The organism is Azonexus caeni, assembly GCF_048146105.1.
In the GTDB taxonomy this organism is placed as follows: Bacteria; Pseudomonadota; Gammaproteobacteria; order Burkholderiales; family Rhodocyclaceae; genus Azonexus; species Azonexus aromaticus_B.
Genome location: NZ_JBKJAD010000005.1, coordinates 171,813 through 191,080, shown reverse-complemented (window position 1 = coordinate 191,080; position 19,268 = coordinate 171,813). Strand labels below are relative to the sequence as shown.

General features: G+C 65.2%; 18 protein-coding genes and 1 tRNA gene. 17 read left to right on the top strand and 2 right to left on the bottom strand.

The genetic code is table 11. The annotated features are described in order from the left end of the window. The 10 genes from ACLIIZ_RS08355 to ACLIIZ_RS08310 all read left to right on the top strand — a co-directional run. Positions 1 to 623, top strand: a 623-nt coding sequence (locus ACLIIZ_RS08355; protein WP_416691647.1) for an IS5 family transposase, incomplete at its 5' end; no start/stop codon positions are given. A 630-nt stretch (positions 624 to 1,253) separates the two neighbouring features. Continuing rightward, positions 1,254 to 2,447 (top strand): methyl-accepting chemotaxis protein, encoded by a 1,194-nt coding sequence (locus tag ACLIIZ_RS08350; RefSeq protein ID WP_416691646.1) that lies wholly within the window; start codon positions 1,254 to 1,256, stop codon positions 2,445 to 2,447. Positions 2,448 to 2,460: 13 nt separating this feature from the next. Further along, positions 2,461 to 2,829 (top strand): response regulator, encoded by a 369-nt coding sequence (locus tag ACLIIZ_RS08345; RefSeq protein WP_416691645.1) that lies wholly within the window; start codon positions 2,461 to 2,463, stop codon positions 2,827 to 2,829. 14 nt (positions 2,830 to 2,843) lie between these two features. Continuing rightward, complete coding sequence (locus ACLIIZ_RS08340; protein WP_416691644.1) at positions 2,844 to 3,164, top strand: STAS domain-containing protein; 321 nt, start codon at positions 2,844 to 2,846, stop codon at positions 3,162 to 3,164. 6 nt (positions 3,165 to 3,170) lie between these two features. Next, the gene (locus tag ACLIIZ_RS08335; RefSeq protein WP_416691643.1) at positions 3,171 to 5,435 is read left to right on the top strand and encodes a chemotaxis protein CheA; all 2,265 of its coding nucleotides are present in this window, start codon (positions 3,171 to 3,173) and stop codon (positions 5,433 to 5,435) included. Between the two features lie 58 nt (positions 5,436 to 5,493). Then, a complete protein-coding gene (locus tag ACLIIZ_RS08330) occupies positions 5,494 to 7,671 on the top strand; it encodes a HAMP domain-containing methyl-accepting chemotaxis protein (RefSeq protein WP_416691642.1) in 2,178 nt (725 codons plus the stop codon). 18 nt (positions 7,672 to 7,689) lie between these two features. After that, positions 7,690 to 8,247: a chemotaxis protein CheW gene (locus tag ACLIIZ_RS08325; protein WP_416691641.1), complete on the top strand. Its 558-nt coding sequence runs from the start codon at positions 7,690 to 7,692 to the stop codon at positions 8,245 to 8,247. Between the two features lie 79 nt (positions 8,248 to 8,326). Further along, a complete protein-coding gene (locus tag ACLIIZ_RS08320; RefSeq protein WP_416691640.1) occupies positions 8,327 to 9,145 on the top strand; it encodes a CheR family methyltransferase in 819 nt (272 codons plus the stop codon). 9 nt (positions 9,146 to 9,154) lie between these two features. Beyond that, positions 9,155 to 9,658 (top strand): chemotaxis protein CheD, encoded by a 504-nt coding sequence (locus ACLIIZ_RS08315; RefSeq protein WP_416691639.1) that lies wholly within the window; start codon positions 9,155 to 9,157, stop codon positions 9,656 to 9,658. Further along, positions 9,655 to 10,743, top strand: a complete 1,089-nt coding sequence (locus tag ACLIIZ_RS08310; protein WP_416691638.1) for a protein-glutamate methylesterase/protein-glutamine glutaminase — start codon at positions 9,655 to 9,657, stop codon at positions 10,741 to 10,743. The genes ACLIIZ_RS08315 and ACLIIZ_RS08310 overlap by 4 nt, the downstream gene beginning before the upstream one ends. A 13-nt stretch (positions 10,744 to 10,756) precedes the next feature. Here the strand turns inward: ACLIIZ_RS08310 and ACLIIZ_RS08305 are convergent, their stop codons facing one another. Both ACLIIZ_RS08305 and mutM read right to left on the bottom strand, forming a co-directional pair. Further along, on the bottom strand, positions 10,757 to 12,706 hold the full coding sequence (locus ACLIIZ_RS08305; protein ID WP_416691637.1) for a dynamin family protein: 1,950 nt from the start codon (positions 12,704 to 12,706) through the stop codon (positions 10,757 to 10,759). A 66-nt stretch (positions 12,707 to 12,772) separates the two neighbouring features. After that, positions 12,773 to 13,606, bottom strand: a complete 834-nt coding sequence (gene mutM / locus ACLIIZ_RS08300) for a bifunctional DNA-formamidopyrimidine glycosylase/DNA-(apurinic or apyrimidinic site) lyase (RefSeq protein ID WP_416691636.1) — start codon at positions 13,604 to 13,606, stop codon at positions 12,773 to 12,775. An 87-nt stretch (positions 13,607 to 13,693) separates the two neighbouring features. Between mutM and ACLIIZ_RS08295 the strand changes: the two genes are divergently transcribed. The 7 genes from ACLIIZ_RS08295 to pth all read left to right on the top strand — a co-directional run bounded on the left by ACLIIZ_RS08295 (position 13,694) and on the right by pth (position 19,258). After that, positions 13,694 to 15,355 carry a tetratricopeptide repeat protein gene (locus ACLIIZ_RS08295; RefSeq protein WP_416691635.1) on the top strand — a complete coding sequence of 554 codons (1,662 nt, stop codon included), beginning with the start codon at positions 13,694 to 13,696 and terminating at the stop codon, positions 15,353 to 15,355. After that, complete coding sequence (lolB, locus tag ACLIIZ_RS08290; RefSeq protein WP_416691634.1) at positions 15,352 to 15,921, top strand: lipoprotein insertase outer membrane protein LolB; 570 nt, start codon at positions 15,352 to 15,354, stop codon at positions 15,919 to 15,921. Before ACLIIZ_RS08295 ends, lolB begins: the two co-directional genes overlap by 4 nt. After that, positions 15,918 to 16,769 (top strand): 4-(cytidine 5'-diphospho)-2-C-methyl-D-erythritol kinase, encoded by an 852-nt coding sequence (ispE, locus tag ACLIIZ_RS08285; protein ID WP_416691633.1) that lies wholly within the window; start codon positions 15,918 to 15,920, stop codon positions 16,767 to 16,769. The genes lolB and ispE overlap by 4 nt, the downstream gene beginning before the upstream one ends. Positions 16,770 to 16,841: 72 nt before the next feature. Continuing rightward, positions 16,842 to 16,918: transfer RNA gene (locus ACLIIZ_RS08280), tRNA-Gln, on the top strand. A gap of 86 nt (positions 16,919 to 17,004) precedes the next feature. Beyond that, positions 17,005 to 17,955, top strand: a complete 951-nt coding sequence (locus ACLIIZ_RS08275) for a ribose-phosphate pyrophosphokinase (protein ID WP_416691632.1) — start codon at positions 17,005 to 17,007, stop codon at positions 17,953 to 17,955. A gap of 57 nt (positions 17,956 to 18,012) precedes the next feature. After that, positions 18,013 to 18,612 (top strand): 50S ribosomal protein L25/general stress protein Ctc, encoded by a 600-nt coding sequence (locus ACLIIZ_RS08270; protein ID WP_416691631.1) that lies wholly within the window; start codon positions 18,013 to 18,015, stop codon positions 18,610 to 18,612. A 67-nt stretch (positions 18,613 to 18,679) separates the two neighbouring features. Next, on the top strand, positions 18,680 to 19,258 hold the full coding sequence (gene pth, locus ACLIIZ_RS08265) for an aminoacyl-tRNA hydrolase (protein ID WP_416691630.1): 579 nt from the start codon (positions 18,680 to 18,682) through the stop codon (positions 19,256 to 19,258). Positions 19,259 to 19,268 lie beyond the last annotated feature (10 nt).

The following is a 19,268-nucleotide window of genomic DNA, read 5'->3' as shown; positions in this document are numbered from 1 at the left end:
TCTTCAATACCATCAACGCGCATCTGGCCGAGAAAGGTCTGTTGCTGCGTGAAGGCACGATAGTCGATGCCACCCTGATCGCCGCGCCACCCTCGACCAAGAACCGGGAAGGGAAACGGGATGAAGAGATGCACCAGGCGAAGAAAGGCAGTCAATGGCATTTCGGGATGAAGGCGCACATCGGCGTCGATGCCAAGTCCGGATTGGTGCATACGGTCATTGGCACCGCCGCCAACGTGAGCGACATCACTCAGGCCCAGGCGCTCCTGCATGGTGACGAAACCGATGCCTTTGGTGATGCCGCCTACCAAGGTATCGAGAAGCGGGCAGAGAGTCAGGAAGTCCCGGTGACCTGGCATGTGGCGATGCGTCCGGGCAAGCGCAAGGCCCTGCCGGGGACGTCGCTGGGAGATCTGCTTGAACGGATCGAACACGCCAAAGCCAGTATCCGTGCCAAGGTCGAACATCCGTTCCATGTGGTGAAGAACCTCTTCCGTCATCGCAAGACGCGCTACCGTGGTTTGGCCAAGAACACGGCTCAGCTCTTCTCGCTGTTTGGCTTTGCCAATCTGGTGCTGGCACGTCGTTGGCTACTCGAGGCCAACACCCAAGGTGCGTCCTGAAAACGGAAAATGAACAAAATGCCACGAGAATCCCCGTACCGGACCACAAAAATCAGCCCACTTCCCGCTCAAATCACCTTCACCTGCTTCATTCTCCAGGGCTCGGTGAATTGTTCAGCGTTTCCCTAGGGAAAACCATTGCACCGGTTTATTACCTTCGTTATAGTGGTTCGCACCCAGTCCGCCCTCGAAGGCTGACGGGCAAGGCGGTGGCGCTGCCAATCAGAACAAGACAAATCGTGATGCGGGGTAAGACAATGGTTCAAGGCAACTTCATCAGCGACACATAGCGCAGCGGCGCGGCAAGCGCAGCGTTCCCGAAGCCGTCTCGATTCCGCGCTGCCCGCCTCGACAGATCCTGAGTTTCCCCGGTGTGCCCTGCGGTGCCCCGGAAGGCTGTCGTCGCGCCACGCCTGGCGGAATCTCACGCCTTTTTTCGACGCTGTCCAAGGCTTTTTCGTGTCTCTTCTTCGTCCCCGTCTTGTCTGGCGAGCGTACCGGCGCGCGCAAAAAATTCATGGCGTCGAATAATATATTTGACACTATTATTAAAAATAGTATTATGGCGCTGTTGTTTTGCGTTACCTAATCAGAGATGTTTTTACTTTTGTGCAACCGAGGAATTGGACCATGAGGCAGGACTCAGCATCGCCCCTTCCGGCAGTTCACGCCCGCCCCATCGACCTTTGGCCGATCGGACTCATCGGCCTGCTTGGCGTTGTCGCCATGATGCCGGGCTCGCTGGCCGAGGCGGCGATTGCCGGCGGCTTCCTGCTCGCCTGTCTGGGGCTCGGCTGGTTTGCGCTGTCCCGCCAGGCGCGGGCGCATGCCGCTCGCTACGAGGCAGCTAGCGCTGCTTGCCGTGACGAGACGGAACGCCTGGCGCAACAGGGCTTGAGCGGTCTCGACCGGCTCTGTCTCGATCTGCTGCCGATCTGGTCCGGGCAGATCGAAACCGCCCGCTCGCATACCGAGGACGCCGCGGTTTCGCTGAGCACCCGCTTCGCCGACATCTCGCAACGCCTGCAGCAGGCAACCGCGGGCAGCGAGGCCGCGGCCGGCGACGGCAACCTGCTGCAACTGCTCAATTCGGCGCAGGACGAGTTGCACGCCATCATCGCTTCGCTGCGCACCGCGCTCGGCACCAAGGAAAGCCTGCTCGCTGAAGTTGGCGCGCTGGCCAGTCATACCGAGACGTTGAGCCGGATGGCCAGGGAAGTTGCCGAAATCGCCAAGCAGACCAACCTGCTGGCGCTCAACGCCGCCATCGAGGCGGCCCGCGCTGGCGACGTCGGGCGCGGTTTCGCGGTGGTCGCCGACGAAGTGCGCAAGCTGTCCACGCTCTCCGGCGACACCGGGATGAAGATCAGCCGCACCGTCGATACGGTCAACCACGCGATCGCCGAGGCGCAGCGGGTTTCCCGCCAGTACGCCGAGCAGGACGAGGCGCTGGTCAATCACTCCGGGGCGGTCATCGAGAGCGTCGTCGAGCGTTTCAGCGGCGCGGCGACCGCCCTCTCCGAGTCTTCCGCGGCGCTGCGCCAGCAGAATCTGGAAGTGGCCCAGGAAGTGGCCGAGGTCCTGGTCGCCCTGCAGTTCCAGGATCGCGTCAGCCAGATGCTCGGCCACGTCAGCTCGGACATCGGCAAGCTGCACACGCACATCGGCGACAGCCGGCAGGAGGTCGCCCAGGGCGGTTCGATCGACGCCGAGCAATGGCTGAGCGAACTGTCGCAAACCTACACCACGCCGGAGCAGCACGCGGTCCATCGCGGCAATGCTGCGCGCCGGGCGCCGGAAGAATCCGGCATCACTTTCTTCTGACTGGAGATACAACATGGCCAAAACCATCCTCATCGTCGATGACTCGGCGTCGCTGCGCCAGGTCGTCGCCATCGCCCTCAAGGCCGCCGGCTACGACGTGCTCGAAGCCTGCGACGGAAAGGACGCGCTGGGCAAGCTCGACGGGCGCAAGATCCACCTGATCATCAGCGACGTGAACATGCCGAACATGGACGGCATCAGCTTCGTCAAGGCGGCCAAGCAATTGCCGGCCTACAAGTTCACGCCGGTGATCATGCTCACCACCGAGGCCGGCGCCGACAAGAAGGCGGCCGGTCAGGCTGCCGGTGCCAAGGCCTGGGTGGTCAAGCCCTTCGTGCCGGCGCAGATGCTTGCCGCCGTCTCCAAGCTGATCCTGCCCTGAGCCGGGAGCGCGCGATGACTGCCGCAGCCGAAATTCCCCCCGCCCTGAACATCGTCGGCGAATTCACGATCTTCACCGCCGAGGACTGCAAGACGCAGTTGCTGGCCTTGATCGCCGCCATTCCCGAGGGCGCGGGTGGCGATGTCGACCTCTCCGGCGTCACCGAGATCGACAGTGCCGGCCTCCAGCTGATGCTGATGGCCAAGCGCGAGGCGGCCACCCTCGGCAAGGAAGTGCGCTTCGTCCGGCACAGCGATCCGGTGCTCGAACTGATCGACCTGTGTGCCCTGGCCGGCCAATTCGGCGATCCCCTGCTGATCCGTTCTTCCGAGTGAGCGACCATGAATCTTGACGACGCCCTGCAGACCTTTGTCATCGAAAGCCGCGAACTGCTCGACAACATGGAGGCCGCGCTCCTCCAGATCGAACAGGCGCCGGACGACAGCGACCTGATCAACGCGATCTTCCGCGCCGCCCACACGATCAAGGGTTCGGCCGGCCTGTTCGGTCTTGATCATCTGGTCGCCTTTACCCACGCCGCCGAAAACGTGCTCGACGAAGTCCGTGCCGGCGTGCTGGCGATGGACGACGAGTTGGTGGCGCTTTTCCTGGAAGTGGGCGATCACATCGGCACCTTGATCGACCACCTCGCTGCCGGCAGTGCGCCCGGTGACGACGAACAGCAGCGCTCGACGGCGCTGATCGCCCGGCTCAAGGCGATCCACGGCGCGCCGCCGGAAGCCGCCGCCCAGGTCGTCGAGCACGCCACGCCGCTGACCCGCGAAGGCGGCGGCGAAGGTGTCGAGACCGACAACTGGCACATCTCGCTGCGCTTCTCCCGGGATGTCCTCAGGAACGGCATGGACCCGCTGTCTTTCATTCGCTACCTGACGACCTTCGGCGAGATTGCCTCGATCGTCACCCTGAGCGAGGACATCCCGCGCGCCGCCGAGATGGACCCCGAAGCTTGCTACCTCGGTTTCGAGATCAACTACCGCAGCACGGCCGACAAGGCGACCATTGAAGGCGCCTTCGAATTCGTCCAGGACGACGCTCAGGTGCGCATCCTGCCGCCGCACAGCAAGGTCTCGCAATACCTCGACCTGATCCTCAGCCTGCCCGAGGAAGACATGCGCGTCGGCGAAATCCTCGTCCGCTGCGGCACCTTGACCCGCCACGAACTGGAACAGGCGCTCAGCGCTCAGGCCGACGCGCGCCAGGAAGGCGTTGCCGGGGCCGAAATCGGCGCCGTGCTGGTCGCCCGCAACGTCGTCCAGCCGGCGGTGGTCGAAGCTGCGCTGCAGAAACAGAAGCAGGTCAAGGAAAGCAAGGCCGGCGACGCGGCGCTGATCCGCGTCAATGCCGACAAGCTCGACGAACACATCAACCTGATCGGCGAGCTGATCATCGCCAGCGCCGGCATCAACCTCGCCGCCCAGGGCAGTGGCCAGGCCGAACTGCTGGAAGCCGCGTCGTTGCTCAACCGGCTCGTCGAGAACATCCGCGATTCGGCGCTGCAACTGCGCATGGTGCAGATCGGCGCCACCTTCAACAAGTTCCAGCGCGTCGTCCGCGACGTCTCGCGCGACCTCGGCAAGGACATCCGCCTGGAAATCTCCGGCGCCGAAACCGAGCTCGACAAGACCGTGATCGAGAAGATCGGCGACCCGCTGACCCATCTCGTGCGCAACTCGATGGACCACGGCATCGAAGCCGCCGACGTCCGCCTCGCCCGCGGCAAGCCGGCGCACGGCACGTTGCGCCTGAACGCCTACCACGATTCGGGCAGCATCGTCATCGAGGTCGGCGACGACGGCGGTGGCCTGCCCAAGGCGAAGATCCTCGCCAAGGCGATCGAACGCGGCCTGGTCAAGCCGGAGCAGACACTGAGCGACGACGAAATCCACGCGCTGATCTTCGAACCTGGCTTCTCCACCGCCGATCAGGTCAACAACCTGTCCGGGCGTGGCGTCGGCATGGACGTCGTGCGCCGCAACATCACCGCGCTGCGCGGCAGCATCGAGATCGACAGCGAGGAAGGCTTCGGCGCGACGATCCGCGTCCGTCTGCCGCTGACGCTGGCGATCATCGACGGTTTCCTGGTCGGTGTTGGCAACTCGTCCTTCGTCGTGCCGCTGGAGATGGTCGTCGAATGTGTCGAACTCTCTCAGGACGAGTTGAAGGCGGCGCAGGGGCGCGACCAGCTCAACCTGCGCGGCGAAGTGCTGCCCTTCATCCGTCTGCGCGAACTCTTCGACATGCCCGAGCCGGCCGCGCCGGAGCCGACGGTACTGGCCGAAGGGATGCCCGAGGTTGACGCGGAACTGGCCTTCCTGCTGCAACCGGTGCTGCGCGAAAACGTCGTCGTCGTCAATTATGCGGGGCGTCGTGCCGGCCTCGTCGTCGATGCGCTGCAGGGCGAATACCAGACCGTGATCCGCCCGCTCGGCGCCGTCTTCAACGGCCTGCAGGGCGTCGCCGGTTTCACCATTCTGGGCAGCGGCCAGGTCGCCCTGATCCTTGATGTTCCCGGCCTGGTCAGCCGGGTCAGTCGCCGGGAAAGCCGGCGCGCCAGCCAGATCAACCACCTGGCCGCTGTCGATTGAGCGGCCTGTCCTTACTCCACCAACAACTCACCCCACCGTTTCTGAATCGGAGACTCTCATGAAACTCACCGTCGCCAAGAAAATGATCTTGCTTGCTGGCGCCGCGTTGCTCGGCATCCTGCTGCTGGCCACGCTCAACTACCAGCAGATGAGCAAGGTGTTCGACGCCGCCAACTACGCCTCGGTCAATTCAGTGCCCAGTATGGCCACGCTGGATGCGGTCAGGTCGAATTTCGCCCGCCTGCGCATCCGCATCGATCGCCACGTCATGAACACAGACTCGACCAAGATGGCGGACATCGAGCAGACGATCAAGGAAAGCCTGAAACTGACGGAAGATGCCCTGAAAGCATATGCGTCGGCGATTTCCGACGACCGCGATCGGGCCATTTACGAACAGGAAAAGGCGCTCTTTGCCCAGTTCGTCGCCGGCATTGAGCCCGTCCTCGAACTGTCGCGCAAGAACCAGAACGAACAGGCCCCCGAACTGCTCGAGAAGAACGCCGCCATCGCCCGTCAGGTCGACCAGGTGATGAACGAGCATTTCGACTACAACCACGAGCTGGCCAAGAAGGCCGCCGCCGAAGCTGCCGCGACCCGCGACAGCGCCACCACCCTGGCCCTTGTCATCGTCCTGCTGACGCTGGCGACGGTTGCCTTCCTGAGCCTCTTCATCACCCGCAACCTGCTGCGCCAGTTGGGTGGCGAGCCGGACTTCGCGGCCGAAGTGGCGAACAAGATCGCCGCCGGCGACCTGAGCAGCAAGATCGAGTTGAAGAGTGGCGACAGTGTCAGCCTGATGGCGGCGATGAAGCACATGAGCGAGACGATCCAGCGTCTGATCGACGAGATGAGCCACATGTCGACCGAGCACGACAAGGGCGACATTGACGTCAAGATCGACGAAAGCAAGTTTCAGGGCTCGTTCAAGGCGATGGCCGAGGGCACCAACGAGATGGTCTTCGGCCACATCGCGGTGAAGAAGAAGGCGATGGCCTGCGTCCAGGCGTTCGGCGAAGGCAACCTCGAAGCGCCGCTGGAGCAATTCCCGGGCAAGAAGAAATTCATCAACGACACCATCGAGCAGTTGCGTGCCAACCTCAAGCGCATCGTCAGCGAAATTCAGGATCTCACCGCTGCCGCCAACCGTGGCGACTTCTCGGTGAAGATTCCGCTCGAAGGCAAGGCCGGCTTCCCGAAGACCCTGTCCGAACTGCTCAACCAGCTTTCCGATACGGTCGATACCGCGTTCAAGGACACCATCTACGTTGCCCAGGCGCTGGAGCAAGGCGACCTGACCAAGCAGGTCAGCCGCGAGTATCAGGGCGCTTACGACCAGGTCAAGCAGAGCCTGAACAACACCGTCGCCAAGCTGGCGCAGACCATCTCCGAGGTGAATAACACCGCCGAGACGCTGGCCTCGGCCACCGTCCAGGTGTCGTCGACGGCGCAGTCGCTGTCGCAGGCGTCTTCGGAACAGGCGGCGTCGGTCGAGGAGACCTCGGCGTCGGTCGAGCAGATGACCTCGTCGATCCAGCAGAACACCGAGAACGCCAAGGTCGCCGACGGCATGTCGGCCGATGGCAGCAGCAAGGCGGCGGCCGGTGGCGAGGCGGTCAGCGAGACGGTCGGCGCGATGAAGCAGATTGCGCGCAAGATCGGCATCATCGACGACATCGCCTACCAGACCAACCTGCTGGCGCTCAACGCGGCGATCGAAGCCGCCCGCGCCGGCGAACACGGCAAGGGTTTCGCCGTGGTCGCCGCGGAAGTGCGCAAGCTGGCCGAGCGTTCGCAGGTGGCGGCGCAGGAAATCGGCCAGTTGGCGGTCAATTCGGTGGGCATGGCCGAGAAGGCGGGCAAGCTGCTCGACGAGATCGTGCCGGCGACCAAGAAGACCGCCGATCTGGTGCAGGAAATCACCGCCGCGTCGGAAGAGCAGAGCGTCGGCGTCAACCAGGTCAATACGGCGATGAGCCAGTTGTCGCAGATCACCCAGCAGAACGCGTCGGCGTCCGAGGAACTGGCGGCGACCGCCGAGGAGATGTCGTCGCAGGCCGGCAACCTGCAGGAATTGATGGCCTTCTTCAACCTCGGCAACCGGGCTGCGGGTGGCACTGCCAACCGGCGTGGCGGATCGACGCCGGCGACGCGCAGCGCTGGGCGTCGTCAGGCCGAAGCGGCGCCGGCCAATTTCGCCGGCTCGCTCGATGACAGCAGCTTTGCCCGCTTCTGAGCGCTCGGGGGGTTCGCCATGACTCAAAACCTGCATCCCGTTCAGGCAACGTCCGGCCAGCCGCCGGTCGTTGCCGGCGACACCGAGCAGCAGCAGTACCTGACTTTCCTGCTCGGCGAGGAAATGTTCGCCATCGGCATTCTCGCCATCCGGGAGATCATCGAGTACGGCCAGATCACCGAGGTGCCGCTGGTGCCGCCTTTCATCCGTGGCGTCATCAACCTGCGCGGCGCCGTCGTGCCGGTGATTGACCTGTCGGTGCGTTTCGGCCGCAGTGCCGGAGAAATCACCAAGCGCACCTGCATCGTCATCATCGAGATTGCCGAGACCGCGGGGGCCCACGCTCAACAGATGGGGGTCGTTGTCGATGCGGTATCCGAGGTGCTGGAAATCGCGCCGGGCGATATCGAACCGCCGCCCACCTTCGGGACGCGCATCCGCACCGACTTCATTTCCGGCATGGGCAAGGTCGGCGGCCGTTTCGTCGTCCTGCTCGACGTCGAGCGCATCCTGTCGCTCGACGAGGTGGCGGTGATCGCCGCCATCAACCAGGGCGAACCCGGCGCCGTCGCCTGACTCTGGTCATGCCGCCGGGTTTGCAGCGGCAAGCCCGGCGTGCACAATATCCGTTCGACACCACCTTCGGAAAGCCGCGATGCCCAGTTCCCAACCTGACGGCGTGGATATCACGCCCGCCGAGTTTGCCAATTTCCAGCGCCTGATTTTCGAGCTGGCCGGCATCAGCCTGGCGGATGCGAAAAAGGTGCTGCTCGTCGGTCGCCTTGGCAAACGCCTGAAGCACTTCGGTTTTACCCGTTTCGCCGACTATTACAAGTTCGTCCGGGAAAAAGAGAACGCGGGCGAACTGCAGTTGATGATCGACCTGATCACCACCAACGAAACCTATTTCTTTCGCGAACCGAAGCATTTCGATTTCCTGCGCACTTGCGCCAGCCAGTCGCGGGGCACGCCTTTCCGGGTGTGGAGCGCCGCCTCGTCGAGCGGCGAGGAGGCCTATTCGATGGCCATGGTGCTGGCCGATACGCTGGGCGAAGCGCCCTGGGAAGTGGTCGGCACCGACATCAGCACGCGCGTGCTGCGCAAGGCGGAGCAGGGGCATTATTCGCTCGACCGGATCAGCGGCATTCCGCCGGCGATGCTCAAGAAATACTGCCTGAAAGGCATCCGCGAGCAGGCGGGCACCCTGCTCATCGTCCGCGAACTGCGCCAGCGCGTGCGTTTCCTGCACAACAACCTGTTGACGCCGCGCAAGGATATCGGCATCTTCGACCTGATCTTCCTGCGCAATGTGATGATCTATTTCGACAACCCGACCAAGCGCAAGGTGGTGGCCAACCTGATGCCCTACCTGAAGCGCGACGGGCATCTGGTGATCGGTCATTCGGAATCGCTGTTCGGTGTCACCGACGACTTCGTTGCCCAGCGTCCGACCATCTATCAACGCGCTCGCTGAGTCGCCGTCATGTCCTCCTGTCTCGCGCGTCCGGAAGTCTTCCTCCATCCGGGCGAATTCCATTTTGCATCGGCACCGCTCCGCATCGGTACCCTGCTCGGTTCCTGCGTTGCCGTTACCGTCTGGCATCCGCAGCACCGCCTTGGCGGCATGTGTCACATCCTGCTGCCGGGCCGCACGCGGCCGCCGGCTTCGTTGCCGGATTGTCGTTATGCCGACGAGGCGATCGAGCGCTTCGTGTACGAGTTGCGTTCGCGTCGCGTTGCGCCGGCCAATTGCCAAATCAAGCTCCTCGGCGGCGGCAATATGTTCGCCGGAAGCAGCGCTGGTAACATGGAAGTCGGCCAACGCAACGTCGAGGCAACACGCCAGGCCTTGGCCGCCCAGGGCTTTCGGGTGACGCGCGAGCACGTCGGTGGCACCAGGCGGCGGCGGCTGACTTTCGATCTCGCCAGCGGGCATGTCTGGCTGGCGTTGCCCGGTGCCCAGGATTTTTCCAAGGAACAACAATGAACAAGATCAAGGTCATGATCGTCGACGATTCGGCGCTGGTGCGCCAGGTGATCACCCAGGCGATCAGCCGCGAACCCTCGATCGAGGTGATCGCCACCGCGCAGGATCCGGTCTTCGCGATCGACAAGCTGAAGGCGCAGTGGCCCGACGTTTTCATCGTCGATATCGAAATGCCGCGCATGGACGGTCTGACCTTCCTGAAGAAGATCATGGCCGAGCGGCCGACGCCGGTGATCATCTGCTCGTCGCTCGCCGACAAGGGGGCGCAGGTGACGATGGAGGCGCTGGCGGCAGGCGCGATCAACATCATCACCAAGCCCAAACTCAACCTGAAATCCTTCCTCGAGGATTCGAGCAACGACATCATCTCGGCGATCAAGTCGGCAGCGCGCGCCAACATGCGCGTCGTGCGCAGCATGACCGGCGCCGCGCGCAGCCCGCTGGCGGTGGCGCCCAAGCAGTCGGCCGACGCCATGCTGGCCAGCACCCCGCACCAGGGGGCGCGGATGTACGGGACGACCGACCGGGTGGTCGCCATCGGCACCTCGACCGGCGGCACGCAGGCGCTCGAAGCGGTGCTCTCTCGCCTGCCGGCGGTGACCACTGGCATCGTCATCGTCCAGCACATGCCGGAGAAATTCACCGCGATGTTCGCCGAGCGCCTGAACGGGCTGTGCGCGATGGAAATCCGCGAAGCCAGGGACGGCGACCGGGTGCACCCCGGGCTGGCGCTGATCGCGCCGGGCGGTCGGCACATGATGCTGCGCCGCAACGGCGCCCAGTACCTGGTCGAGGTGCGCGACGGGCCGCTGGTCAACCGGCACAAGCCGTCGGTCGATGTGCTGTTCCGCTCGGTGGCCCAGGTCGCCGGCCGCAACGCGCTGGGCATCATCATGACCGGCATGGGCGACGACGGCGCCCGCGGCCTCAAGGAAATGCGCGACGCCGGCGCGACGACGATCGGCGAGGATGAGTCGACCTGCGTCGTCTATGGCATGCCGAAGGAAGCGTTCAAGCTCGGCGGTGTCGGCCGCGAATTGCCGCTCGACCAGATTCCGCGCGAGATCGTCGGCTTCGGTAGCTGAGCGCGGGCCGCGTTCAGGCGGCGCGCAGTTCGGCCATCTGTTCCGGCGTCATCAGGTCACGGACGCGGTATTCGATGTCGGCCAGCATCGCCAGTTGCTCTTCGAGCGTCTTGCCGACGCTGTCCAGTTCGGCGATGCGGTCTTCCAGCGTGTCGGTCGCCTGGTGGATGCGCTTGATGCTTTCCAGACGGCGCTTCAACTGGATCTGGTGCTCGCGAACCTGGGTTTCCATCGGCGCCATGATTGCCCGCAGCCAGACTTCGGCGTCGCGGTTGGCGCGCTCGAAGGCGCGGCGGACCTGGATCGCCACTTCCTCGAAGAACTTCTGCGTGATGTTGCGCTTGTCGTGGGTGAGCAGCGTGACGACGGTGTTGAGATGGGTGTCGCACCAGGCCTGCAGGCGGTCGATCTCGCGCTCGTAGCGGAGCAGCGAGAAGGTCGTCGGGGCGCCGAGCTTGAGGCCGTGTTCGACGGCGAACTTCTTGTAGACGGCGTCCATCATGGCGAGAATCTCGGCGATCTCGCCGTTCGACTTGGCGAGCGCCTCGCGGGTCCGGGCGAAGAAGCCGCCCATGGCGTCCGACAGGGTCTTCGAGAAGCGGGCTTCGAGCATGTTCTCGCGGGTTTCGCCGGTGAGCTGGCGCAGGCGGTCGATGCCGAGGTGGCCGAAGAGGTTGTTGGTCAGCGTCGAGAAGACGCTGCGCACGGCGTAGTAGCGTTGCAGGCCGGCTTCGAATTCCTCCTTCTCGGCGCGGATCTTGCCCATCATGTATTCGACGACGCCGCGGTTCTTGCCGCGCAGTTCGGCCAGTTCGGCGAGCTGCTCGCGCAGGCCGGCGAAACGGGAGTCGAGCAGGGCGCGGACGCGGGCGACGACATCGCCGAATTCGGCGTCGGTGCTTTCGCAGACGATTTCGCGTTTGGCCGGGATCAGTTCGCCGGACAGCGCCTCCTCGAGCGCCGGCAGGCGGCTGCGGGCGAGCAGCGCGGCGTCGTCGTTGATCTTGGCGACCAGGCCCTTCTGCGCCGACACCGGGAAGATCTGCGTTGCCGGCAGGTTGAGGATGGCGGCGCAGCTATCGACCTGACGGGCGATTTCGGCGTCGATCGCCGCCGCCGTCTTCAGTTCGTCCCATTGCCCGTCGATCTTGTTTAGTACCACCATGCGGCCGCGCCGGGCGTTGCCGCTGCCGGCGATGTGTTCCTTCCAGATGGTCAGGTCGGACTGGGTGACGCCGGTATCGGCGGCCAAAATGAACAACACGGCGTGGGCGTTCGGCAGTTGCGACAGGGTCAGTTCGGGCTCGGCGCCGATCGCGTTGAGCCCCGGCGTGTCGAGGATGACCAGGCCCTGCTTGAGTAGCGGGTGCGGGAAGTTGATCAGCGCGTGGCGCCAGCGCGGCACCTCGACCAGCCCGTCGGCGCCGATCCGGTAGGGATCGGCTTCGCCCTTGCCGACTTCGAAGCCGAGTTCGCCGGCCTCCGCCGGGGTGACGCGGATCGTCTCGCTGACGTGACGCAGGGCGGCCTGCATGTCTTCCGGCGAGTCGCCATCGAGCGGCAATTGCGTCCATTCGTCGGCCAGGCGCTTGTACTCGCTGACGCTGGCGTTGGAAGCGCGGGTCTGGATCGGCAGCAGCTCGATGCAGGGCTGCTTGCTGGCGTCGAACAGCAGTTCGGTCGGACACATCGTCGTCCGTCCCGCCGACGAGGGCAGCATCCGGTTGCCGTACTCGGCAAAGAAGATGGCGTTGATCAGTTCCGACTTGCCGCGCGAGAACTCGGCGACGAAGGCGACGTTGAGCCGGTCTTCGCGCAGTCTTTCCTGCAGTTGCGAGAGGCGGAGGTCGATCTGCCCGTCGGACAGTTCATTGTCCGCCAGCCAGTGCTGGAACTCGGCGATATCGTTGGAGAGCAGCGTCCGCCAGGCGGAATAGGCGGCAAATTGATTGGCAAGCGACATGACGGAGGTTCCGGCGACAGTACGAGTATCCAATTTAGCATAAGTGGCCAGCGCTGCTGCGCGCTTTCAGTGCTGACAGGCCGGGCAGTAATAGGTGCTGCGGCCGCCCTGGCGGATTTGCCGGACGGCGCCGCCGCAGCGCAGGCAGGGTTCGCCGGCGCGGTCATAGACGCCGGCCTGGATCTGGAAGCAGCCGGCGCCGCCGTCGCTGTGCACGTAGTCGCGGATGCTGCTGCCGCCGGCGGCGATGGCGTCGCTCAGGGTGGCACGGATGGCGTCAACCAGGCTGGTGCAGCGCAGGCGGCTGATCCGGCTGGCCGCACGGAGCGGCGAGATGCCGGCGCGGAACAGGCTTTCCGCGGCGTAGATGTTGCCGATGCCGACCACCATGTGACTGTCCATCAGTACCGGCTTGACCGGGCCGTGGCGCCGCGCCAGGGCCGCGTGCAGCCAGTCGCCGGTGAAGCCGTCGGCGAGCGGCTCGATGCCGAGTACGGCGAGCAGCGGGTGACGCTCGACCGTTGCCGGTGGTCCCGGCTGCCAGAGAACGACGCCGAAACGCCGGGGATCGGCGAGGCGCAGCGTCTGCCGGGGCAGGACGAGGTCAAAGTGATCGTGTTTCTCCGGCGGCAGGTCGGCGGGAACGAAGCGCAGATTGCCCGACATGCCGAGGTGGATGATCAGCGTGCCCTCGACATCGGCGCGCCGGCAGTCGATCAGCAGGTACTTGCCGCGCCGGCGCACGGCGACGATGCGGCAGCCTGGCAGCAGCTCGCGCAATTCGCCGGGGATCGGCTGGCGCAGCTTCGCCGCCCGCTGCACGACGGCGCGTACCACCTCGCCTTCCAGCTCGGGGGCGATCCCCCGGCGACAGACTTCAACCTCCGGCAACTCCGGCATCGCTTGTTCCCCCGTCGATTCCCAAATAACATCGCAAACTACTTCGTTATTATGCGTTCAAATACGCACGCCAATCGGAAAGCCGCCATGTCCCCGAAGCAACTCGTCGTCGCCCTCACCCTGGCCATCGGCCTGCCGGCATGGGCCGCTCCGCCGCCTAGCGAAGATCTGCTCGGGCGCACCGTGTTCCAGGTCCTGCTCGGCGAACTGGCGCTGCGCCAGGGGGCGGTCGGACTCAGTGTGCAGGCCTGGGCCGACCTCGCCGAGCGCACCCGTGACCCGAAGGTCATCGCGCGCGCCGTCGAGGTCGCCGGTTTCGCTGGCGACAACGCCCGCGCCCTGGCGCTGGTCGAGTTGTGGCTGAGCGTTGAGCCGGAATCGAGTGCCGCCCGCCAGGCACAACTGGCACTGCTCGTCCATGCCCGCCAGGTCGATCAGTTGCAGCCGCATCTGGTCGCCCTGCTGGCGAGCGACAAGGAAAACCTCAACGAAAACCTGCTGCACCTGAACCGCATGCTGGCGCGCATCCCGGACAAGCAGGCCGTGCTCCGCCTGCTCGACGCCGTGCTGCCACCTTATCTGGAATTGCCGGAAGCGCGTTTCGCGCTGGCCCAGGCGGCGCTCGCCGCCGGCGACGAAGCGCGGGCGCTGCGCGAGGCGGAAGCGGCGCTGGCGCGCAAGCCGGACTGGGACCTGGCGGCGATCGCCCGCGCCAAGCTGGTGGCGCGTCAGGATGCCGAGAAGGGACTCGGGGGGCTCCGGCGCTTCGTCGATGCCCATCCGACGGCGCGCGACGCCCGTCTGGCGCTGGCCCAGATGCTGGTCGCCGAAAAGCGCCTGGACGACGCCCGGCTGCAATACGAACGGCTGCTCAAGGATTTCCCGGAGGAGCCGGCGGTGCTTTACCCCGCCGCCATCCTGACCCTGCAGCACGGCGACCGCGAAGCCGGCATCGCCCTGCTCGAACGCCTGCTGGCGACGCCTTTCGCCGATCGCGGCAGCATTCATTACCTGCTTGGCCAGATTGCCCAGGAAGCCGGGCAGAACGAGCAGGCGATCGAGCATTACCGGCGCGTCATCAGTGGCGAGCGGTATGTCGCGGCGCGCGCCCGCATCGCGACGATCCTGCTCGAACAGGGCAAGAACGATGAGGCCCTGCGCCTGCTGCGCGACACGCGCGGCGCGACGCCCGGTGAGCGGGCCCAGCTGGTGCTGGCCGAAGCCCAGCTGCACCGCGACGGCGGCCGCGAGGACGCCGCCTACGCGACGCTGCGCAAGGCCCTGGAGACCGATCCCGACAGCCCCGACCTGCTCTACGACGCGGCGCTGACCGCCGAGCGGCTGGGTCTTTACGAGCCGATGGAATTCCACCTGCGCCGCCTGCTCAAGAAGCACCCGGACCACGCCCACGCGCTCAACGCGCTCGGTTATTCCTTCGCCGACCGCAACGTCCGCCTCGACGAAGCCGAGCCGCTACTCACCCGGGCCGTCGAACTGGCGCCGGAAGACCCTTTCATCATGGACAGCCTGGGCTGGCTGCAGTACCGCCAGGGCAAGCTCGATGCCGCGTTGCAGACCTTGCAGGCCGCCTACCGGGTCAAGCCCGATCCGGAAATCGCCGCTCATCTGGCCGAGGTGCTGTGGCAGGCCGGTCGCCAGGATGAGGCGCGCCGGCTGCTGCAGGAGGCGCAGCGCAATGCGCCGGGCAACAAGACGCTGGGCGCGGTGATCAAGAAGTACCTGCCTTGATCCGTCGTCTGATCGGCTGCTGCGCCGCGCTGCTCGTCGCTGCCTGTGCCCAGTTGCCGGCCGGGCCGTTGCCGCAGCGCGGGGAACTGGAGAATTTCGCCGTCGCCGGCCGCTTTGCGCTGCTCACCCGTCAGGCCGACGGCAGCAGCGAGAGCACGGGCGGCCGCCTCGACTGGACCCACAGCCGGGACGGCGACCGTCTGCTGCTCGCCAACCCGCTTGGCATCGGCGTCGCCGAACTGTACAGCGGCGGCGGCCAGGCGCGGCTGATCACCAGCGACGGCCAGACCCGCGAAGCTGCCGACGCCGAACAACTGCTCGCCGAAGTCACCGGCCAGGCGCTGCCGATCGGCCGCCTCGCCGGCTGGCTGCTCGGCCGCGCAGGCCCCGGCGGTCGTCTCGAGCGCGACGCCTTCGACCGTCCGCTGCGCCTCGACGAAGCCGGCTGGCGCGTCGACTATGCCTACGCCGACGACGATCCGGCGGCGCCGCCGATGCGCCTGACGGCGAGCAACGCGGTGCTCGAACTGCGGCTGCGCATCGAAACCTGGAAAGCCCTGCCATGAACGAATGGAACTGGCACAGCCGCTGGCCGGCGCCGGCCAAGCTCAACCTCTTCCTGCACGTCGTCGGCCGCCGCGCCGACGGTTACCACCTGCTGCAGACGGTGTTCCGCTTCATCGATCGCTGCGACTGGCTGCGCTTCTCGCCGCGCGCCGATGGCAGCATCGAGCTGGCGACACCGACGCCGGGCGTCGCTCCGGACGACGATCTGACGGTGCGCGCCGCCCGCTTGCTGCAAGCGCACACCGGCTGCCGGCAGGGGGCGACGATCCATCTCGAGAAGACGCTGCCGATGGGCGGCGGTCTCGGCGGCGGTTCGTCGGATGCGGCCAGCGTCCTGCTTGCCCTCAACCACCTGTGGCAAACCGGTGTGCCGCGCGGCGAACTGGAAAAGCTCGGCCTGGCGCTGGGCGCCGACGTGCCGGTCTTCGTCCACGGCCGCAACTGTTTCGCCGAAGGCGTCGGCGAGACCTTCACCGATCTCGACTTGCCGCCAGCCGCCTATCTCATTCTGCAACCGCCGGTGCTGGTACCGACGGCGGCGATCTTCGGTTCGCCGGACTTGCGTCGCGACACGCCGGCAATGCGCCCCGCCGACTGGCGGCCGGGGATCGGCGGCAACGACCTGGAAGCCGTCGCCTGCGCCGCTTTTCCCGCCGTCGCCAGCCACCTCGCCTGGCTGCGCCAACATGCGCCGGACGCCATGATGACCGGCTCCGGGGCCTGCGTCTTCGCCGCCTTCGGCAGCGAGGATGCGGCTGCGACAGCCTGCGCCGGAATGCCGGAAGGCATGATCGGCTGGGTCGCCAACGGGCTGACGCAACATCCCTTGGCAGAAATTGCACGATAGGGCTGGATTTCCGTAAAACCCTCCTGTATCATTCGCGCCTCGTTCGAACGACACCCCGTCCGAACGAACCGCAGGGGAGTCGCCAAGTTGGTCAAGGCACCGGATTTTGATTCCGGCATTCGAAGGTTCGAATCCTTCCTCCTCTGCCAGTTTCCCTTCGGGCAGGTCTTAGGCCTGCCCGATTTTCATTGTATCGGGCCTTCGCGGCGCGCGCGGAGCCCGGAGGAATGCGGAAATGGCCTATAACAGCCTGATGGTCTTCACCGGCAATGCCAACCCCAAGCTGGCATCCGACGTCGCCAAGCATCTCAACGTCGATCTCGGTCGTGCCAACGTCGGCCGTTTCTCGGACGGTGAAGTCAGCGTCGAACTGCAGGAACACGTGCGCGGTCGCGACATCTTCGTGATCCAGTCGACCTGCGCCCCGACCAACGACAACCTGATGGAATTGCTGGTCATGGTCGATTCGCTGAAGCGCGCTTCGGCCGGCCGCATCACCGCCGCCATTCCCTACTTCGGTTACGCCCGCCAGGATCGCCGCTCGCGCTCGTCGCGCGTGCCGATCGCCGCCAAGCTGGTCGCCAACATGCTGGTCGCCTCCGGCGTAGACCGCGTACTGACCATGGACCTGCACGCCGAACAGATCCAGGGCTTCTTCGACATCCCGGTGGACAACATCTACGCGCTGCCGATCCTGCTCGACGACATCAAGAAGCAGAATTACGAGAACGTGATGGTCGTTTCGCCCGACCACGGCGGCGTCGTCCGCGCCCGCTCGCTGGCCAAGCGCCTCGAATGCGACCTGGCGATCATCGACAAGCGTCGCCCGAAGGCCAACGTTTCCGAAGTGATGAACATCATCGGCGACGTCAAGGGTCGCACCTGCATCATCATGGACGACATGGTCGACACCGCCGGCACCCTGTGCAAGGCCGCCACCGCGCTGAAGGCCAACGGCGCCAGCAAGGTGTACGCCTACTGCACTCACCCGGTCCTCTCCGGTCCGGCGGTTGAGCGCGTCAATACCTCGGACCTCGACGCCCTGGTCGTCACCGACACCATTCCGCTGCGCGACGATGCCGCCGCCAGCCAGCGCATCCGCCAGCTTTCCGTCGCCGACATCATGGCCGAAACGATCCGCCGCATCAGCAATGACGACTCCGTGTCGTCCTTGTTCATCGATTGAGTTTTTTCAACCTTCCCGGTCTGGTCGCGGATCGGGAATCCATCGTGGAGTAACACCATGCAATTCGAAGTCATCGCCAACGTGCGCAATCTGCAGGGAACGAGTGCGAGCCGCCGCCTGCGTCGCGCCGGCACCGTCCCGGGTATCGTCTATGGCGGCAACGCCGCCCCGGTCGCCATCGAGACCAACCACAACGACCTGCTGTTGAAGCTGAAGAAGGAAGCCTTTCATTCCTCGATCATCAACCTCGTGATCGACGGCAAGAAGGAACAGGTCCTGCTGCGCGATTTCCAGAAGCACGCCTACAAGCCGCTGGTCCTGCACATCGACTTCCAGCGCGTCGACGCCGACCATGAGCTGCACATCAAGGTGCCGCTGCACTTCGTCAACGAAGAAAACGCGCCGGGCGTCAAGCTCGGTGGCGGCCTGGTCAACCACGTCATCGGCGAACTGGACGTCCACTGCCTGGCCAAGGACCTGCCGGAATACCTGACGGTCGACGTCGGCGCCCTGAAGGTCGGCGAAAACATCCACGCTTCCCAGATCGCCCTGCCGCAAGGTGTTTCCCTGGTCAAGCACGGTGACGAAGATCCGATCGTCGTCAGCATCGTCGGCAAGGGCGGTGCGCAGGCTGACGAAGGCGAAGCCGCCGAGTAATTTTCGTCAATCCGCTATACTGGCCGCCGCAGGCAATTGCCCCGGCGGCCTTTTCGCATAAGTCACCATGACCACGCCCCGTCTCGTCGTCGGCCTCGGCAACCCAGGTCCGGAATACGAAGCCACCCGGCACAACGTCGGCTTCTGGTTCGTTGACCGACTGGCCGAGCAACTGCGCGTCAGCCTGGCGCCGCAGGCCAAGTTCTTCGGCAGGGCGGCGCGCGCCGGCGAACTCTGGCTGCTGCAGCCGAGTACTTACATGAACCGCTCCGGGCAGGCGGTCGCGGCGCTGGCCAATTTCTACAAGATTTCGCCGGCCGAGATCCTCGTCATCCATGACGAACTCGACCTGCCGCCGGGCGGCATCCGCCTCAAGCAGGGCGGCGGCAACGGCGGCCACAATGGCCTGAAGGACATCCAGGCCAGACTGGGAACGCCGGATTTCTGGCGCCTGCGCCTCGGCATCGGCCATCCGCGTACGCTCAACCTGGCCCAGCAGGTGGTCGATTTCGTCCTCCACCCGCCGCACAAGGAAGAAGCGCCGGACATCGAACACGCCCTCCAGCGCAGCCTGCTGGCGTGGCCCCGCATCGCCGCCGGTGACTACCCCGGCGCCCAGCAACAGTTGCACGGCAAAGCCGTCTGAGGAAAAGAAC

Excerpts from the sequence above, each read along its gene's own strand:
- ACLIIZ_RS08350 (WP_416691646.1), top strand. The coding sequence starts at position 1,254 with ATGAGGCAGGACTCAGCATCGCCCCTTCCGGCAGTTCACGCCCGCCCC.
- ACLIIZ_RS08345 (WP_416691645.1), top strand. The coding sequence starts at position 2,461 with ATGGCCAAAACCATCCTCATCGTCGATGACTCGGCGTCGCTGCGCCAG.
- ACLIIZ_RS08340 (WP_416691644.1), top strand. The coding sequence starts at position 2,844 with ATGACTGCCGCAGCCGAAATTCCCCCCGCCCTGAACATCGTCGGCGAA.
- ACLIIZ_RS08335 (WP_416691643.1), top strand. The coding sequence starts at position 3,171 with ATGAATCTTGACGACGCCCTGCAGACCTTTGTCATCGAAAGCCGCGAA.
- ACLIIZ_RS08330 (WP_416691642.1), top strand. The coding sequence starts at position 5,494 with ATGAAACTCACCGTCGCCAAGAAAATGATCTTGCTTGCTGGCGCCGCG.
- ACLIIZ_RS08325 (WP_416691641.1), top strand. The coding sequence starts at position 7,690 with ATGACTCAAAACCTGCATCCCGTTCAGGCAACGTCCGGCCAGCCGCCG.
- ACLIIZ_RS08320 (WP_416691640.1), top strand. The coding sequence starts at position 8,327 with ATGCCCAGTTCCCAACCTGACGGCGTGGATATCACGCCCGCCGAGTTT.
- ACLIIZ_RS08315 (WP_416691639.1), top strand. The coding sequence starts at position 9,155 with ATGTCCTCCTGTCTCGCGCGTCCGGAAGTCTTCCTCCATCCGGGCGAA.
- ACLIIZ_RS08310 (WP_416691638.1), top strand. The coding sequence starts at position 9,655 with ATGAACAAGATCAAGGTCATGATCGTCGACGATTCGGCGCTGGTGCGC.
- ACLIIZ_RS08305 (WP_416691637.1), bottom strand. The coding sequence starts at position 12,706 with ATGTCGCTTGCCAATCAATTTGCCGCCTATTCCGCCTGGCGGACGCTG.
- mutM (WP_416691636.1), bottom strand. The coding sequence starts at position 13,606 with ATGCCGGAGTTGCCGGAGGTTGAAGTCTGTCGCCGGGGGATCGCCCCC.
- ACLIIZ_RS08295 (WP_416691635.1), top strand. The coding sequence starts at position 13,694 with ATGTCCCCGAAGCAACTCGTCGTCGCCCTCACCCTGGCCATCGGCCTG.
- ispE (WP_416691633.1), top strand. The coding sequence starts at position 15,918 with ATGAACGAATGGAACTGGCACAGCCGCTGGCCGGCGCCGGCCAAGCTC.
- ACLIIZ_RS08275 (WP_416691632.1), top strand. The coding sequence starts at position 17,005 with ATGGCCTATAACAGCCTGATGGTCTTCACCGGCAATGCCAACCCCAAG.
- ACLIIZ_RS08270 (WP_416691631.1), top strand. The coding sequence starts at position 18,013 with ATGCAATTCGAAGTCATCGCCAACGTGCGCAATCTGCAGGGAACGAGT.
- pth (WP_416691630.1), top strand. The coding sequence starts at position 18,680 with ATGACCACGCCCCGTCTCGTCGTCGGCCTCGGCAACCCAGGTCCGGAA.